Source organism: Streptomyces sp. NBC_01384 (assembly GCF_045040035.1).
GTDB lineage: Bacteria > Actinomycetota > Actinomycetes > Streptomycetales > Streptomycetaceae > Streptomyces.
Window position 1 is genome coordinate 5,700,070 of sequence record NZ_CP109559.1, and the last position, 16,600, is coordinate 5,716,669.

Consider the following 16,600-nt stretch of genomic DNA (forward strand, 5'->3'; position numbering starts at 1 on the left):
ACACAATCCACCTCACCCGTCGGCCGAAGGCCGATCGGCGCAGCCGACGCGCAGCGCCCTTTACCTGGACCGTGGAAGCACGACACCGGTAACGGAACCGGCGACACCGGACAGGTCGCGGACGGTCACGCTGTTGCGGTCGGTGACCGAGCGGCCGAGGGCGTGGTGGGGCCACAGGCCCCCGGCCACCCGGCGGCTGCGCTCGGCCCACGCGCGGGCCGGGGCGTCGGCGGCCTTGTAGTGGTTGAGTGCGAAGCCTCCGGAGTGGATCCGTAGCAAGCAGAAGCCGCCGGGGTAGTCCTTGACGGCGCTGACCTCCTGCTGGGTGACGTGCGAGGCCTGCGGCAGGACGGTGTGTTTGTTGCGGTGGGTGTGGCCCGCGTGGTGGAGGAAGACGCCGGGGGCGGTGGCGTAGGCGTCGAGGATCGTGCGCGCCTGGCGGCGGTCGAGGCGCTGTCCGCGGCCCATGGGGAAGACGGAGTCCCGTACGGCCAGCGGATGGTGGCCGAACACCACGGTCGGCTGGTCGCCGTGCTCCTTCAACCGGGCCCGGAACCAGGAGAGTTGCTCGGCGCCGAGCCTGCCCGCGTCACCGCCGTTGCCGTCCTTCTCGTAGGTGTCGAGGCCGATGATCCGCAGCCCGCCGAGGTCGCGGGCGAAGTACGCGGGCCCGTCACCGTCGCGGAAGCCGTCGAGAAAGGCGTCGTGGAGGGCGTCACCGGGCTGCCTGGGGCGGTCGTGGTTTCCGCGTACGACGAAGTAGTCCTGTCCGTGGGTGCCGAAACCGTCCAGGATCCGCCTGGCCTCGGCCAGGTCCCGCGGGGCCCCGCCGGCCGAGATGTCTCCGGCGGCCAGCAGCAGGTCCGCCCCGCGCCGACGCGCCTCCTCGACCACGGCCCGGCTCATGATCTCGGGGTACGGCGCGAGCCCCGGCTCCTGCGACACCCCGCGTATCAGGGGGATGCCGGCCACCAGGCCCGCGGTGGTCTCGCCGAGGTGCAGATCGTTGCAGAGCGCGATGGACAGGAGATGGCGGCCGGGTGGGGGCTGGGGCGCGGTGAAGGAGTACGGGCCGCCGACGGAGCCGAGGCCGTGGAGGGAGGTGCCGACGGCGTTGCCGCGTACGAGGTGAAGTGGTGTGGGTGTGGCGGCTACGCCCCGCGAGCGGGCCCGGTAGTAGTACGTCTGGCCCGGTTCCAGGTCCGTGAGCTCCACGTAGTGGTGTGCGGTGGGCCGGTCCTCGGCCGCGGTGCGGTTGAGCCGGGCGGGGTGGGTGCCGTAGACGACCTCGCCCTCCGTCACCGCGGGGAGCGGATGACCGAGGCCGTCTTCGGTGCCGGGTATGCCGGTGTACCAGGTGATGATGGCGTGGTCCTCGGCGAGGGTGACCAGTTCCAGGTTGACCGCGGCCAGGGAGTCGGGGTGCCGGCGGCCTCCCCTGCGTACGGCGGCGGTCCGCAGCAGGGCGGGGACGAGGAGAGTGCCGGAGCGCAGGACGTCGTAGGGGGAGGGGAGAGCCGACAGGGCGGCGAGGGGAGCGGAGAGGCAGCAGCGCATGCCGGGTAGCTGCCCGCCGGCAGTGAACGGCCGTCGTGGTGGCGGGGGCGGCACCAGGTATGGGGCGCGACAACTTAAGCCCGCGAGCCTCAGCCCGCGAGCGCCGCCCGCACCGCCCCTACCAGCGCCTGCGCCCGTGGGTCCGCCGTCACGCTCTTGCGGAAGCCGTTCGTCACGTAGCCGAGGGCGATGCCCGTCTCGGGGTCGGCGAAGCCGAGGGCGCCGCCTCGGCCGGGGTGCCCGAATGAGCCCGGCGAGAGCAGGGGGGACGCCGTGCCGTGCAGCATGTAGCCGAGCCCGAAGCGGGTGTTGACGACCAGGACCCGGTCGGGGCCCGCGGACTGCTCGGCGCGGGCCAGCTCAACCGTCCCCTCGGAGAACAGTCGCACCCCGTCGACCTCCCCGATCAGCGAGGCGTAGAAGCGTGCCAGTCCCTCCGCCGTGGCGACACCGTTGGAGGCGGGGAGGACCGCGGCCAGGTACACCGGGTCGTTCTCGTCCGGCTGCGGGGTGATCGCGGCGAAGGCGCGCCGGGTGAGTGAGGACGGGTCCGCGTACGCCTCCGAGACCGTCCGCTTCGGGCGGGTCCGCAGACCACCGGCCGCCGCCGGGGCCTCGATCTGGGCGACCCGGCCCACGCGCCCCCGTTCCGCGTCCGGCAGCCCGACCCACAGGTCCAGGCTCAGCGGGGCGGCGATCTCCTCGGCTATCCACGCGCCGATCGACCGGCCCGTGACCCGCCGCACCAGCTCGCCCGTCAGCCAGCTGTACGTCTGCGCGTGATACCCGTGGTCGGTCCCCGGCCCCCACGCGGGCCGCTGGGCGGCGACGGCGGCAGCGGCCACATCGGGGTCCGCCGCGTCGGCCAGGGTGAGCGGACGGTCGAGCACGGGCACCCCGGCCCGGTGTGCGAGCACGTGCCGGACCAGGGCCCGTTCCTTGCCGCGCGCCTTGAAGTCGGGCCAGTAGTGGCTCACCGGAGCGTCCAGGTCCAGTTCCCCGCGCTCGGCGAGCATCAGCAGTACGGCGGCGGCGACACCCTTGGTCGCGGAGCGCACGATCTGCGCGGTGTCACGCTCCCAGGGCGCCGAATCCGCCGCACCGTCCACGTCCCGCACGCCGGCCCACAGGTCGACGACCTTGCGCCCGTCCCGGTACACGGCGACCGCCGCGCCCCGTTCCCCGAGCGTGTCAAAGTTCCGTACGAACGCTTCCCTGACCGGCTCGAAGCCCTCGGCCACTGTGCCGTTCACGTCCACGTCCACGTCCGCGCTCCCTGTTGCCCGACCACCGTCAACACTGGGTGCAACAGCCACCGACCGCCGGCGATTCCTAGCCCAGCAGGATTGTGACCTCGATGTTGTTCCGGGTCGCGTTCGAGTATGGGCAGACCTCGTGGGCGGCATCCACCAGCTTCGTCGCGACCTCCTGGTCGAGGACGGGCAGCGAGACGCTCAGGGCGACCGCGAGGCCGTAACCGCGCTGCTTGTTGGGGCCGATGCCGACCTTCGCGGCGACGGTCGAGCCGGTCAGGTCGAGTCCGGCCCGGCGGCCCACCAGCACCAGCGCGTTGTGGAAGCAGGCGCTGTACCCGGCCGCGAAGAGCTGCTCGGGGTTGGTGCCGTTGCCGTCCCCGCCGAGCGCGGGCGGCATCGCGACCTTCAGCTCGATCTGGCCGTCCTGGCTGGTGACATAGCCGTCACGGCCGCCGTGCGCGGTGGCCTCGGCGACGTACATGATCTTTGTCGGACGAGTGTCGACGACGGTGCCTTCAGCAGTGGTGCCTTCGGCAGTGGTGCCATCGATCATGGCGGGATCTCCCCCAGGACGGAAACGCAGAAGTGTGCGCGTACCAAACACCGAAGTGTGCAAGTACATCGTGCACAAGGTACCGTCCGGTACGGGAGATGTGATCACCAGGGGGCAGAAACCGCAGGTAACCCCAAGGTGCCCGGAAATGCCGCAGGTCAGCGCCAGCGCCAGTGTCAGCGGTCGCGCCCCGCCGCGCCCTCCGCCCGCTCGGCCAGCCCCCACAGCTCCGCCCGCATCCGTGCCACCTCGTCCCCGCCCAGCCCAGTCGCCGCCAGCAGCGCCCGCGGGACGCCCGCCGCACGCTCCCGCAGTGCCTCGCCGTGCGCGGTGACCGCGACGAGCACCGAGCGTTCGTCGTGCGCCGCGCGCTCACGGCGGACCAGCCCGGCCGACTCCAGCCGTTTGAGCAGCGGCGACACCGTGCCGTAGTCGAGCCGCAGCGCGCCCGACAGCTCCTTGATGGTGGTCTCGCCGCGCTCCCAGAGGAACAGCAGGACGAGGTACTGCGGGTAGGTGAGGCCGAGCTCCTCCAGCAGCGGGCGGTACGCGGCGGTCACCGCGCGCTGGGCCGCGTACAGCGCGAAGCACAGCTGTTCGTCGAGGAGCAGCGACCCGGCCGACCCGAAGTCCTCTTGGTCCCCTTGTTTCGTCACGCGCCCATTGTCACGGAGTACTCATGGCTATGGAGTGCTCATGGCTGTAGAGCGTGGGTCGAAACCGAAGGGCAGCTCCAGTCGGTGGGTACGCATGAGGCCGTCGTCGGAGAGCAGCTCGCCGGTCTTCCCGTCCGCCGCGATCACGCCGTCGCTGAGGATCAGCGACCGGGGGCACAGTTCGAGGGCGTACGGCAGGTCGTGCGTGACCATGAGGACGGTGACGTCCAACGACCGCAGGATGTCGGCGAGTTCGCGGCGCGAGGCCGGGTCGAGGTTGGAGGACGGCTCGTCGAGGACGAGGATCTCCGGCTCCATCGCGAGGACGGTCGCCACCGCCACCCGTCGCCGCTGCCCGAACGACAGATGGTGCGGGGGACGGTCGGCGAAGTCCGCCATACCGACCTGCTCCAGGGCCGTACGGACGCGTTCCTCCAGCTCGGAGCCCTTCATTCCGGCGGCGGCGGGCCCGAAGGCCACGTCTTCGCGCACGGTCGGCATGAACAGCTGGTCGTCCGGGTCCTGGAAGACGATGCCGACCTTGCGCCGGATCTCGGCCATGTGCCGCTTGCCGACCGGGAGCCCGGCCACCGTCACGGTTCCGGCGCCGCCGGTCAGGATGCCGTTGAGGTGGAGGACGAGGGTGGTCTTGCCGGCGCCGTTCGGGCCGAGCAGCGCGACACGTTCACCCCGGTCGATGGTGAAGTCGACGCCGAAGAGGGCCTGATGGCCGTCCGGGTAGGCGAAAGCGAGCCCGGACACCTCCAGCGAGGGTGTGGTGTCCCGCGAGGGTGTGGTGCCCAGCGAATGTGTCACTTCCGGCGAATGTGTCACAAAGTCCATCCCAACAGGCAGACGACAAGGGCGGCGAACGGCAGGGCGAGGGCGTACGACCACTGCGCCCGGGACGCGGTCATCTCGTCGATGACCGGCATGGAACCGGCGTACCCCCGGCTCACCATGGCGAGATGCACGCGCTCCCCGCGCTCGTACGAGCGGATGAAGAGCGCGCCCGCCGACTTCGCGAGGACGCCCCAGTGCCGTACACCCCGCGCCTCGAAGCCGCGCGACTCCCGCGCGATCCGCATCCGCCGCATCTCGTCCGTGATGACGTCGCCGTACCGGATCATGAAGGAGGCGATCTGCACGAGGAGCGGGGGCAGCTTCAACCGCTGGAGTCCGAGGAGCAGTTCACGCAGTTCGGTGGTGGAGGCGAGGAGGACGGAGGCGGCGACGCCGAGGGTGCCCTTGGCGAGGACGTTCCAGGCGCCCCACAGACCGTTCACGCTCAAGGACAGGCCGAGGACGTCCACCCGCTCGCCCTCCGCCACGAACGGCATGAGCACGGCGAAGGCGACGAACGGGATCTCGATCAGCAGCCGCTTGAGCAGGAAGGCGGCCGGTACGCGGGCCTGGTACGCCACCGTCGCGAGGAGCGCGGCGTACAGCGCGAAGGCCCACATCGCCTCGCGCGGGGTGGACACGACCACGACGACGAAGGCGAAGGCCGCGGCGAGTTTGGTGTGCGGGGGCAGGGCGTGCACGGGCGAGTGGCCTTGCCGGTAGAGCCGGTGGGTGTGACCGGCGCCCACGTCAGACGCCCTCGGGGAGGGAGGCGGGCGAGGCGTCGGCCGTACGGCGCCTGCGCACCGCCCAGAAGATCCCGCTGCCCGCGACGGCCGTGACGCCGACGCCGATCACGCCCGCGAGGCCACCGGAGAGCCGGGCGTCGGAGATGTTCTTGACGCCGTACCCGGCCAGCGGGGAGTCCCCGGTGTGGTGCTTCTTGGTGTTCTTGTCGATGCCCTGGTCCTTGGCGACCTTCACCAGGCCGTCGGGGCTGGAGGAGGCGTAGAAGCTGACGAAACCGGCGAGGACGAGGGAGGTGACGAGGCCGACCGCCCACACCTTGCGGCGGGAGGCCCGGGCGGCGACGGGAAGGGCGGGGGCGGGCGCGTCGACCAGCTCGCCGCCCACCCGCAGCTTGAGCCGCTGCCGCAGACCGCGCGCCCCGTACACGAGATCCGGTCGTACGGCGATGACCGCGCCGACCGTGAGGGCGGTGATCGTGGCCTCGCCGATGCCGATGAGGACGTGCACGCCGATCATCGCGGTGGCGACCTTGGTGATCGGGACATCGGTGGTGCCGCCGAGGGCGTAGATGAGGGTGAAGACGGCGGCGGCGGCCGGGACGGACAGCAGCGCGGAGACGAAGGCGGCGACGGTGATGGAGCGCCTCTTGCGGGGCAGTACCTTCACCAAACCCCGGAAGACGGCGTACGCGACGACCGTCGTGACGATCGCCATGTCCGTGATGTTCACGCCGAGCGCGGTGAGGCCGCCGTCGGCGAAGAGGATGCCCTGCATCAGCAGAACCACGGAGACGCAGAGGACCCCGGTGAAGGGGCCGACGAGTATCGCCGCGAGCGCGCCGCCGAGCAGATGTCCGCTGGTCCCGGCCGCGACCGGGAAGTTCAGCATCTGCACGGCGAAGATGAAGGCGGCGACCAGGCCGGCGAGCGGCGCGGTCTTCTCTCCCCCACTCTCGGCTTCGTTCGAGCGGGAGGTGCCCCCAAGCTCGCGGCGGGCGCCGCGCAGGCTCACGGCGATGGCACCGGCGGCGACCACGCCGGTGACCGCGGAGACCGGGGCGTTGATGAATCCGTCAGGCACATGCACCGTTCGATGATAATGCCTTGTTGCGAATAACTTGCAAGAGCGAGTCACCCATGAATAGTGGGGGACGACCTGGGAACCCGGAGACAGGAGTGATCCGCGGGCGATTTCTCCGAAATGTGCGACATTGGAAAGGCGACGGATTCAAAGATTCCAGACAGGTAACGCAGCGTAAGGATTGGGTTCATGTATGCCGTCGAACAGTACGCGCGCGCCCACATCGTCACCGACACCAACGACTCCTTCGACGACGAGCACCCGGCCGTTCCGGTAGCCCTTCGATACGACCCCGAAGACGACCCTCGCCGAGTGCACATGACACTTCCCGGCCCCCATGAGTGGGTCTTCTCCCGCGAGCTGCTGGAGAAGGGGCTTCGGGGCCCGGTCAGCAGCGGCGAGGTGAGCGTGTGGCCGTGCGGTCGGGTGCAGGCGATCGTGGAGTTCCATTCATCCCAGGGGGTGGCGGTCGTGCAGTTCGACTCGAAGACGCTGATCCGCTTCCTGCGCCGCACGTATATGGCGGCTGCGCCGGTGGCTCGCTGACACACCCGTCAAACACACCCGTCGAACACACCCGTCAAGCTGACAGAAGCCGATGCAACCGGCTGACCCGCGTGCAGCATCAGCCCGATCCCCACCACCAGCAGCCCGGCCGCCGCGATCTGCGGCGCCCCGAAGCGGTGGTCGTCCGCCCGCCGACGAGGAAGGGCAGGGGGTTCGACACCGACCGGGTGGACATCAAGCCGAACCCGCTGGACTAGCCAGAGAGGGCAGGAGTGGTGAGCTGCACAGCTCACTGAGGCCGGCCGCACTCCCCTTGACGCCCTTCTATCGCTGCCAGCAATCTCTGGATGCGTCTTCAGGGGTAGCCTTGCTCGATCAACGATATCGGGGGCGTGAAAACATGTCGTTCGATCAGGAGTGGGCGGAGCTGAAGGCGAAGGCCCAGATGCGGCTGGACAGTGTGCCCAGCATGGATCCCGGCGGGCCGTCGCCCGGTGGCGCGGACCTGATCGTCAAGTATGACGACATGGGGAAGATCGGGCACGCCGCGTTCCTGCTGCACCAGCACCTGTCGAGCGCCGGCACGCACGCCCAGTCGCACACCGAGGCCGCCGCGAAGAGCCTGGAGAACGACGGGTTCGACATGGGCGCCGCACTGGCCAAGGCCGAAGAGGGCTGGCAGGGGCAGCTTCAGGTGCTGGTCGATGCCTGCGCTCAGATCTCCAACCATCTCGACTACTCGGTGAAGTCGTCGAAGCAGGACGACCACTTCATCGCCGCGCAGATGAAGGTCTCCAAGATCTCCGAGTACCTGGACGTGCCACCGCCCACCGCGGATTCCGACGCGCCCCACGTGCCGAAGGCGGACGGTCCCATCATGTGACGTCTGGTCAGTGTGTGCGGGGCGGAGGGATTCCGAAGCGGACCGGGAACCCTCCGGAAAACGCCGGCGGCGACGCCGGGAACGACAGGGGGGCCGGTGCCGACCTTCGAAGAACTTCTCCACGCCAATCTCTCACCGCTGCAGTCGGCGGCCGACGACTGGGCCGCCATGGCGGCCCTGCTGAACAAAGTCGCCAAAGAGGCCGGGAGCATGCGCATCCTGGCCCAGGGCACCGAGTGGAAGGGCGAGAACGCCTCCGTCACCAAGCCGTTCGTCGTCCGGGTGTCGGACGAGTTCACCGACGCCGTCACCGAAGCGGAGAGCATCGGGAACCTGCTGAGTTCCGCGCACGACAAGATCAAGGCGGCGAGGAACGACCTGAAGGATCTCTGCGAGAATCCGCCCGCAGGCATCACGATCCATGCCGACGGCACGCTGAGCCGTAGCGTCCAGCCCCAGCGCATGTCGCACGGGGATCCCGAGTATGTGGTGACTCAGGACGACTTCGACGCCCTGCAGGAGCGCATCGATGCGATCATCGGCCGGGCGGCGGAAGCGGACTCGACCTGTTCCTGGGGCCTGTGGCAACTCACCAAGGACAAAAATGAGTTCGGTAGCACGTACTACGGCTCCCTCAAGGACGCGAGGACCTACGCCCGGCAGGCCCAGCAGACCCAGACGGACTCGGAGGAGTACACGCCACCCTCGAAGTGGGGCAGCGGCACCATCAAGCCCATTGCCGAGTTCCTCAGTTACCGCTCCTGGATGGACGGCGGCGAGGCGGCACTGCACGGAGACCTCAACGGCGCGATACAGGGCGCAATCGGCGGCGCCCCCTCCGCGGCCGGCGGCGAGGCCAGCAAGCACCTCGCCAAGGGCGCGCTCCTGAGCGACGTCCGCGGAAAGCACCATCGCCCCACGTTCATCAACACGATCGGCAAGTTCGGGGAGAAGATATTCGGCGTGCCGGTCGCCGTGGTCGCGACGGGGGTCGACTTCTACTACACGCCCGAGGCGCCCAAGGGGCCGGGCGACACCCATGTGGACGCCCCGGGGGAACCGGGAAAGGTGAGGTATCAATGACGCACTCCGCTGGACCGCCCACGCGCGGGCGCCGCCGCCCGGACCTGCGGCACTGGCTGAGACCCCAAAGTTCACGGATGCTCGTCTTCGGCTTCTGCATGGCCGTCGGCGGGCTCGCCGGTGGGGTGCGCTCTGCGTTGGACGGCAAGGGGATCTGGACGATCTTCGGCACCTTCGGCCTGGGGATTTTCGGCGTGCTCGTTGTTGTGAGCTACTTCGTCAACTACGAGGACCGGCGAGGCCGCCGCTGAGCCCCTTGGAAGTTCGATGCGGCCGACGCCCGACGGCCCCTGCCCCACCGCATCGAGAGGACCGGAGACCTTCGAGCGCCACGTCGCCGCGGTGGAGATCCGGCTGCTGCGGCCGCCTCGGAGGGGAGAGCGGGAACGGGCTGTGGCCGAGCTGTTCAGGCCACTGCGGCAGATCATCGAGCGGCGACCGGCTGGTCACCTGACAGAGCCAACCTCGATGTGCGCCAGACGCAACCTTGACCCTACTGGGGACACAGAGCGCGTTTGAGATCTGCTGCTGCACCAGTTCTGGTCGGTTAGTTTGATCGGCATGGATCAGGGGCGGGTAGTTGAAGCGTTTCGCCTTGAGGCGAGGCAGCTTGCGCGGGCGATGACTGGTTGTAGGTCGCCGACGGACGGTCGGCAGCTGTGGTGTCCATGGCGCCAAGTCCAGCAGGTCGAACGGGCGATGACCAAAGATGTGGCATGCGCGACCTGGCCTCGGTCCGACAGGACAGATCGGCGATGGGCCGGATGGCTCGCGTTCTGAGGCGGGGCGTTTCCTCGCGACAGAAGGGGTCCCTGGCCGACGGTGACGCCGGCCAGGGACCCTTGACGCGATGACGCTACGTCAGCCGTCGGACTCCGACGACGGGATGTAGGCGCCGGGTACGTCGTTCGGTGCGTAGACCTTGCTGTCGCCGGGGTACGGCTTGGTCCAGTTGTGGGTCTGGTACCAGGTGTAGCGGTTCATCTGCTCGGGGTTGGCGTAGTCGGGCACGGCGTGCGGGCCAGTCAGCCGCTGGTGCGAGGCCCAGGTCTTCCACTCGGCCGCGAGCTTCTGCTCGGCCTGCGGCACCGCGGCGGACGTCGGCGCGGCGGCCGCCTTGGTGTCCTGGGGCGCCGGGGTGTCCGAGCCGCAGGTGGGCTGGGGGCTCACACCGAGGGTCAGCGAGGTCCGGTTGGGCACGGCAGTGAACGGCGTGTTGTTCGGCTTCAGGCTGAACGCCCCGTACATCGGGGTGGCGGCGCTGTCCTTCTGGTTCATCGGGTGGATCCCGAGGATCTGCTCGATGGTGCGGTTCATCGTGATCTGCGAGTAGTAGCGGTTGTCGACGGTGCCTTGCTTGGCCCAGGGGCTGATGATCTGGACCGGGGCACGGTGGCCGTCTATGTGGTCGAGGCCGTTCTGGGAGTCGTCCTCGACGACGAAGATCGCCGAGTCCTTCCAGTACTTGCTGTGCGAGATCTCGTCGACCATCTTGCCGACCGCGAGGTCGTTGTCCGCCACCTCGGCGGACGCGTTCGCCGGGCCACCGGTGTGGTCGTTGGAGAACCAGAACATGTTCAGGTTCGCCGGACCGTTCTTCTCGAAGTCCTGCTTCCAGATCTGTTCCTTGTAGATGTCCGGGACGTTGAGGTCGAACAGCGGGAAGCCCTGCACCGACACGTTGTTGAGGGAGGGGATCGCCGAGCCCGTCTTGATGGGGTAGGCGGTCTGCGCTCCGGTCGCGGCCATGTTCTTGCTGTCGCAGTACAGGTTCTGCCAGGTCGCGCCGGCCGGCTTGGTCTCCAGCGACTGGAACTCGCCGAAGTCCTTCGCGGACTTGCCGGCCGCCTGCGCACCGGTCCAGATGAAGCCGGACTTCTGGTGGCCGAGGACGTCGTCCTCGGTGTCGTAGCTGCGCTGGTACTCACCGGCGGAGGACTCGGTGTACTCCGGGTTGTCCGACTGCATCAACCAGTTGTGGCCCTCGGCGGAGTTCGTGCCGACGTCGTAGAAGTTGTCGTAGAGCCCGAACTGCTGGGCAAGCGCGTGCTGGTTCGGCGTCACGTTTTCGCCGAACTGCGTGAGCGAGGAGTCGCCGTTGCCCTGCGGCAGGTCACCGAAGACCTGGTCGTAGGTCCGGTTCTCCTTGACGAGCAGGAAGACGTGCTTGATCGTCGAGGGGTCGCCGAGCCGCACCGGGACGGGGAGCGGCGTGGCGTAGCTCTTGCCCTTGGCCGTCAGGACCGAGCCACGCGTCCAGCCGTTCTGCTTGAAGACCTTGGCCGTCTGGGCCCTGATGACGCTGTCGTCGGGCAGCGTGAACTGGGTCAGGCTCGACGTCGTGTCGTGGGTGCCGTGGCCGGTGCTGGTGGTGGGGCGGCGGGCGTCGATGCCGCGGGTGTTGGAGACGACCACGTTCTTGCCGACGGTGGCGATCTCCGAGGGGAAGTAGTCGGTCGGGAGCAGGCCGACGTAACTGGCGGGCTCCTGCGGGGACTTGTACCGGTAGACGGCGACCGCGTCGGCGCGCCCGAGCGTCACCAGCAGATGGTTGTCGTCGGTGAGCGTCACGGCGTTCGGCTCGTAGCCGACCTTCGCCTCCGGCCACGGCTGGGTGGCGATGGTCTGTACGACCTTGTCCTTGCGGGTGTCGACGACCGACACGTTGTTGTCGGCGGTGTTGGTGACGAACACCGCGCCCTTCTTCGCGTACACCGCGGTCGGGTGGAGACCGACGTCGATGCTGCCGACGGCGGCGGACGGGTCCGTCGTGTCGATGACGCTGACGGTGCCGGTGGTGCTGGCACCGGTGTCGGCGTCGGCGGGCACGTCGGTGCCGTAGGAGTTGATGGTGGTGTCGCCGGCCTCGGCCGGGCGCCCGCCCTCGTTGCTGACGTAGAGCTTGCCGCCGACCAGGGCGATGCCGCGGGGGGCGTTGCCGACGGCCCAGCTCTGCTTGATGGTTCCGGTCGCCGCGTCGATGGCGACGACCCGGTTCTGGCCGTTGACCGCGGAGTACACGGTGGAGCCGTCGGCCGAGAAGACCGCCGCGCCCACCAGTGCGTGCTTGGTGCCGTCGGCCGGGATGGCGACGGTCACCGGGTTGGAGAGGGTGCCGTCCGCGCCGACGGTGAACTTGGTGTAGCCGTCGGTCTGGCCCAGCCACAGCTGCGAGCCGTCGGGCGAGTAGGTCGGGCCCTCCTGGCCGACGGAGGCGCTCTGGATGCGCAGGTCGTCCGCCGCCTTGGTGCCGACGCGCTGCTTCACCTGCCCGGTCGAGAGGTCCGTGATCACCAGCGCCGCGTCCCCGTCGGCGACCGAGGCAGCGAGGTGGCTGCCGTCCGGGCTGACCGTGGACGACATGATCTTGCCGTCGTTGATGACGGTGCGGCTGCCGTACGGCTTGATGTACTGGTCACTGGAGATGACCTGGCCGTTGGGGGTGTCCTGGGCGACCTGCCGGGTGCCGAACTGGTACGTCGAGGCGACCGCGGTGCCCGTGACGCCGAGGGCGACCGCGATGCCCGCCGTCACCAGCATGGCCCGGCGGCCGACGTGTCTGCCGAAGAGGTTGAACTGCTCCTTCTCGTTAACCCGGCGCTGCCGTGTTACCTGCATGGAGTTATCCCTTCGAGGTGGTGTCGAGCAGCTCGACGTTGCCGTCGAACTGCCACAGCGGGTTCGGCGCGTCCCCGGTCGAAGTCCGCACCAGGAAGTAGCCGTTGACTTCCTTGGGTCCGTCGCCGTCGGCCACGAACCGTCCGTCCGAGCCGACGTCGAGCTGGTAGATGGCGGTCCCTGTCACCGCGGCGCCGGGGAGATGCCAGGTCACGACGCACCGCCAGTCGTTGCCCGCACCCTCCTGGACGCCCTGGCCGTCGCTCTTGGTGCACGCCGCCGTGGCCCGCAGCTGCGCCTCGGTGACGGCGGGGCGGTTCAGCTGGCGGGTCTGCATGCGGTAGAGGTGCGCGAATGCCGTGGCGAGGGACCGCTGGATCTTGTCCTGCTTGATGCCGGAGCCCATGGACGGGGTCGCCACGGCGATGCCCCCGACCGTGAGGGCGGCCAGTGCGGCCAGCGGCAGCACTCCGATGGTGAGCGCGCGGCGCCCGGCACCGTCGTAGGCGAGGTTGGTGAAGTCGCGCCGGAGGAACAGGAGATACGCCAGCGCCGTCGCGAGCACGGCCCACACCAGACTGACCACGATGCCGATCAGGAGCGGGCCGAGCTGTGCCGGGCCGGCGAACAGACCGTTCCAGGCGATGAAGGCGTAGCCGGGCAGGGCGAGACGCACGGCTACGGGCAGCGGCAGCATCTGGGCGACCTGCATCGCGAGCGCGACCAGCACGGGCAGCAGCAGCCCCATCGGGGACCGCCCCAGCGCGACCGACCCGAGGAGTCCGATCGCGGCAAGGGCCAGGGTCGGGGCGAGGGCGCAGACCCAGGCGAGCAGGACCCTGCCGGCCGCGTCCCCCGGCGCCAGCAGGTGGCCGTCGAGGCCGACCAGCGGCTGGTTGCCGACCGACACGAGCCCGCCGGCCGCGCTGGAACAGGCCAGCCCGGCCACGAGCAGCAGGATGACGGTGAGGCTGGCCAGAGACTTCGCCACGAAGATCCGCCTGGGCGAGCGGACCGCCACCAGCAGGTGGCGCCAGGTGCCGAGCCGGTCCTCGGAGGCGAACACGTCGCCGGCGACCAACGAAGTCAGCAGCGGGAGCGCCCAGGTGCCCGCGAAACCGAGCATCACCAGGGGTCCGGCCCACCCCGTGGCGTGCATCCAGCGGCCGAAGAGAGTGTCGGCGGGGAGCGTGCTCTGCCGGCTCACCCCGGCGACGAAGAGCGCCGGCGCGATCCAGCAGGCGAGGACCAGCAAGCGGATCCGCCATTGCGAGACCAGCTTGACCAGCTCGAAGCGATAGCCGCGCGAAACCGAGACGCGGCGGACACCGGCAACGCTGTCGTCGGCGTCGGCGTCGGCGTCGGCGTCGGCGTCGGCGTCGGCGACGGTCATCGGCCGACCTCCTGCTGCTCGGTGAGCGCGAGGAACGCGGCCTCAAGCGGCGACACCACGGGGGCGAGCTCGCGCACCGCGATGCCCGACTGCACGAGACCCACCATCAGTTCGTCGAGGGCGGGCACCAGCGCGCGCACGACGAGCACTTCGACGTCATGCCGTGGCCCGGAGTCGTCGACGACCCGGATCCCAGGCGTGTCGGCAGCCCGCAGGCGCGCGGCCCGCGGGTCGGAGGTGCGCAACCGGTAGTCGAGTTCACGGTTCTCGGCAGCCAGCTTGTTCAGCGGGCCGGAGAAGACGACCCGTCCGGTGGCAAGAATGGTGACCTCGGAGCACAGTGCCTCAAGGTCGTCCATGCGGTGGCTTGAGAGCACGACGCTGGTTCCCTCCGTGGCGAGCCGGGTGAGCACACCGTGTACTTGTCTTTTGCCGGCCGGGTCGAGGCCGTTGGAAGGTTCGTCGAGCACGAGCAGCCGGGGCCTGGTGAGCAGGGCGGCGGCGAGCCCGAGCCGCTGACGCATGCCGAGCGAGAAGCCGCGGGTCCGGTCGTCGGCGACATCGGTGAGCCCGACCTGGTCGAGCACCTCGTCGATCCCCGCTGTCCGCGCGTCATGGCCGCGGAGTGCGGCCAGCGCGGCGAGGTTCTGCCTGGCGGTGAGCGAGGGGTAGAGACCGGGCCCGTCCACGAAGCCGGCGACACCGTCGGGGGCGGCGAACGCCCGCCCGACCGGCGTACCCAGGATCTCCAGGCGGCCGCCGTCGGCGACGGCCAGGCCCAGCAGGAGACCGAGCAATGTCGTCTTGCCGGCCCCGTTCGGCCCGGCCAAGCCGTGGATCTGTCCCTGCGTCACGTCCAGATCGACGCCGTCGAGCGCGACAACGTCGCCGAAGCACTTGGTGATCCCGGTAGCCCGGACCGCGTGGAGTGTGTCCATGAGCCCCTTCTTTCGAATCCTCAGGGACCCTAGGGACAACACACACCCCAGACACAGACAGCTGGCTGAACGCTCATGGAACGGATCGTCAAGTCGTCGGCAAGTCGTGTGAGCGAGTAGCCGACATGGAGCCGGACCTGGGCGTGCACTCCAGCGCGAAGCAGGCGTTCACTGCGCGCTGTCGGGCGCTGCAACAGCGCCGAAGGCGTCCGGTTGGGCGACTCTCCTGAACAGCACAGTTATTACTGCGTCAGCACGGCTTGACCGACGTGAAGTTGAGGGCTGACGGGACTACTTGCCTGCGATGAGCAGTCGGTATCCATAGTCCATGCTCTGCTGACCCAGCAGGTCGGCGTGGTGGCGGTGCCAGGTGCCGGAGTCGAGGTCGGTACGGAGCCGGGCGATCGCCGCTTCTACGACGGACGGCGGCAGCTGCGCAAAGGTGGAGCTGGCCAGCCGGATGACCGGGTCGAGGTAGAACTTCGGTCGGCGCCAGTAGGCGATCTGGAAGCCGTCGGTGAAGTCGTGCGGGATGGGAAAGGGCAGCACGGTGTGCGCGTCGAGCGCGTCGGCGACCTCTGCCAGAGGGGTGAAGCGGGCGTGCTCCAGCTCGCGGATCTCCGGCAAGTACTCCTCCAGCAGCCACAACTCCGGCCGGTGGGTCGGGTCCCAGGTGAAGACGACCTGCCTTCGGGCGACGCGGCGCAGTTCGTCGAGTCCGCGGTGCAGGGCGGGCCAGTGGTGGACGGTCATGATGGCCATGGCCGCGTCGAAGGAGCCGTCCGCGAACGGCAGCGCTTCGGCTCCGGCCTTCACCTTCTTCGTCCCAGGGTGTTGGTCGAGCATGACCTGGGAGGGGTCGACTGCGGTCACGTCGACGCCTTCCGGCTCGTAGGAGCCAGTACCGGCACCGACATTGACAACGGTACGGGCACCTTCCAGCGCCTGGCCGATCAAGGCGTGCAATCGGGGATCGGGACGTCGGATGTCGCTGTACCCAATGCCGATGCGGTCGTAGGTCGCCGACGGACGGTCGGCAGCGGTGGTGTCCATGAGGCCAAGCCCAGCAGGTCGAAAGGGCGAAGACCAGAGATTTAGCATGGGCCGAATGTTGATGTTCCGGCTGAACTTGCGCGATCTCGCCTCGGTCCGGTTCGCTGTGTCCCCGCTGCAGGAGACGGTCCTGAGCTTGTGGGCATGGCACAACCCGATCAGGCACGTGGTGCACCAGTCGTTCCTGAGGCAGTCCGCCCCGTTGCTCTCCCACTTGGACTGGCCGCTGCTCCAAGCGCTCGTCGGTCCGCGGCGCTTGCTTCCCGACTTCCTCACGCCCCACCCGGCGGCGCCGAGCCCTGACATCGACGACGAGTTTCGGACGCTGCGGGGGACTCCGTCTGAGCGCGTCCTCAACGAACTCTGTCAGGCGGCCGGCGGGCAGCCACTGCATCCACGGCTGCGGCAGGCCCATGAGGACTCTCCGGGG

Annotated in this window: 16 protein-coding genes; 5 read left to right on the forward strand and 11 right to left on the reverse strand. The window is 69.3% G+C overall.

Annotated features, from left to right (window positions below):
* Positions 1-60: 60 nt before the first annotated feature.
* From OG747_RS26305 to OG747_RS26335, 7 genes are all read right to left on the reverse strand, one after another.
* Positions 61-1,557, reverse strand: a complete 1,497-nt coding sequence (locus OG747_RS26305) for a metallophosphoesterase (protein ID WP_405881855.1) — start codon at positions 1,555-1,557, stop codon at positions 61-63.
* An 89-nt stretch (positions 1,558-1,646) separates the two neighbouring features.
* On the reverse strand, positions 1,647-2,816 hold the full coding sequence (locus OG747_RS26310; protein WP_405885675.1) for a serine hydrolase domain-containing protein: 1,170 nt from the start codon (positions 2,814-2,816) through the stop codon (positions 1,647-1,649).
* 73 nt (positions 2,817-2,889) lie between these two features.
* Positions 2,890-3,366, reverse strand: coding sequence for an organic hydroperoxide resistance protein (locus OG747_RS26315; RefSeq protein WP_405881856.1), 477 nt, complete (start codon positions 3,364-3,366; stop codon positions 2,890-2,892).
* A 176-nt stretch (positions 3,367-3,542) separates the two neighbouring features.
* Complete coding sequence (locus OG747_RS26320) at positions 3,543-4,022, reverse strand: MarR family winged helix-turn-helix transcriptional regulator (RefSeq protein WP_405881857.1); 480 nt, start codon at positions 4,020-4,022, stop codon at positions 3,543-3,545.
* 27 nt (positions 4,023-4,049) lie between these two features.
* Positions 4,050-4,865 carry an energy-coupling factor ABC transporter ATP-binding protein gene (locus OG747_RS26325; RefSeq protein WP_405881858.1) on the reverse strand — a complete coding sequence of 272 codons (816 nt, stop codon included), beginning with the start codon at positions 4,863-4,865 and terminating at the stop codon, positions 4,050-4,052.
* Complete coding sequence (cbiQ, locus tag OG747_RS26330; RefSeq protein WP_405881859.1) at positions 4,853-5,614, reverse strand: cobalt ECF transporter T component CbiQ; 762 nt, start codon at positions 5,612-5,614, stop codon at positions 4,853-4,855. Before cbiQ ends, OG747_RS26325 begins: the two co-directional genes overlap by 13 nt.
* Position 5,615: 1 nt before the next feature.
* Positions 5,616-6,701, reverse strand: coding sequence for an energy-coupling factor ABC transporter permease (locus OG747_RS26335; RefSeq protein ID WP_405881860.1), 1,086 nt, complete (start codon positions 6,699-6,701; stop codon positions 5,616-5,618).
* Positions 6,702-6,884: 183 nt separating this feature from the next.
* Here OG747_RS26335 and OG747_RS26340 point away from each other — a divergent pair, with 183 nt between their 5' ends.
* From OG747_RS26340 to OG747_RS26360, 5 genes are all read left to right on the forward strand, one after another.
* The gene (locus OG747_RS26340) at positions 6,885-7,241 is read left to right on the forward strand and encodes an SsgA family sporulation/cell division regulator (RefSeq protein WP_405881862.1); all 357 of its coding nucleotides are present in this window, start codon (positions 6,885-6,887) and stop codon (positions 7,239-7,241) included.
* Positions 7,242-7,312: 71 nt separating this feature from the next.
* Complete coding sequence (locus tag OG747_RS26345; RefSeq protein WP_405886100.1) at positions 7,313-7,459, forward strand: hypothetical protein; 147 nt, start codon at positions 7,313-7,315, stop codon at positions 7,457-7,459.
* Between the two features lie 143 nt (positions 7,460-7,602).
* Positions 7,603-8,085 carry a hypothetical protein gene (locus OG747_RS26350; RefSeq protein ID WP_405881863.1) on the forward strand — a complete coding sequence of 161 codons (483 nt, stop codon included), beginning with the start codon at positions 7,603-7,605 and terminating at the stop codon, positions 8,083-8,085.
* Positions 8,086-8,181: 96 nt separating this feature from the next.
* Positions 8,182-9,168 carry a hypothetical protein gene (locus OG747_RS26355; RefSeq protein WP_405881864.1) on the forward strand — a complete coding sequence of 329 codons (987 nt, stop codon included), beginning with the start codon at positions 8,182-8,184 and terminating at the stop codon, positions 9,166-9,168.
* Positions 9,169-9,245: 77 nt separating this feature from the next.
* Positions 9,246-9,419 (forward strand): hypothetical protein, encoded by a 174-nt coding sequence (locus OG747_RS26360; RefSeq protein WP_405881865.1) that lies wholly within the window; start codon positions 9,246-9,248, stop codon positions 9,417-9,419.
* A gap of 610 nt (positions 9,420-10,029) precedes the next feature.
* On the opposite strand, the gene OG747_RS26365 is transcribed toward OG747_RS26360, so the two are convergent.
* The 4 genes from OG747_RS26365 to OG747_RS26380 all read right to left on the reverse strand — a co-directional run bounded on the left by OG747_RS26365 (position 10,030) and on the right by OG747_RS26380 (position 16,170).
* On the reverse strand, positions 10,030-12,786 hold the full coding sequence (locus tag OG747_RS26365) for a bifunctional YncE family protein/alkaline phosphatase family protein (RefSeq protein ID WP_405881867.1): 2,757 nt from the start codon (positions 12,784-12,786) through the stop codon (positions 10,030-10,032).
* A gap of 4 nt (positions 12,787-12,790) precedes the next feature.
* Positions 12,791-14,179, reverse strand: coding sequence for an ABC transporter permease (locus tag OG747_RS26370; protein ID WP_405881868.1), 1,389 nt, complete (start codon positions 14,177-14,179; stop codon positions 12,791-12,793).
* Complete coding sequence (locus OG747_RS26375; protein WP_405881869.1) at positions 14,176-15,117, reverse strand: ABC transporter ATP-binding protein; 942 nt, start codon at positions 15,115-15,117, stop codon at positions 14,176-14,178. The genes OG747_RS26370 and OG747_RS26375 overlap by 4 nt, the downstream gene beginning before the upstream one ends.
* Positions 15,118-15,408: 291 nt before the next feature.
* The gene (locus OG747_RS26380; RefSeq protein WP_405881870.1) at positions 15,409-16,170 is read right to left on the reverse strand and encodes a class I SAM-dependent methyltransferase; all 762 of its coding nucleotides are present in this window, start codon (positions 16,168-16,170) and stop codon (positions 15,409-15,411) included.
* Between the last annotated feature and the right edge of the window lie 430 nt (positions 16,171-16,600).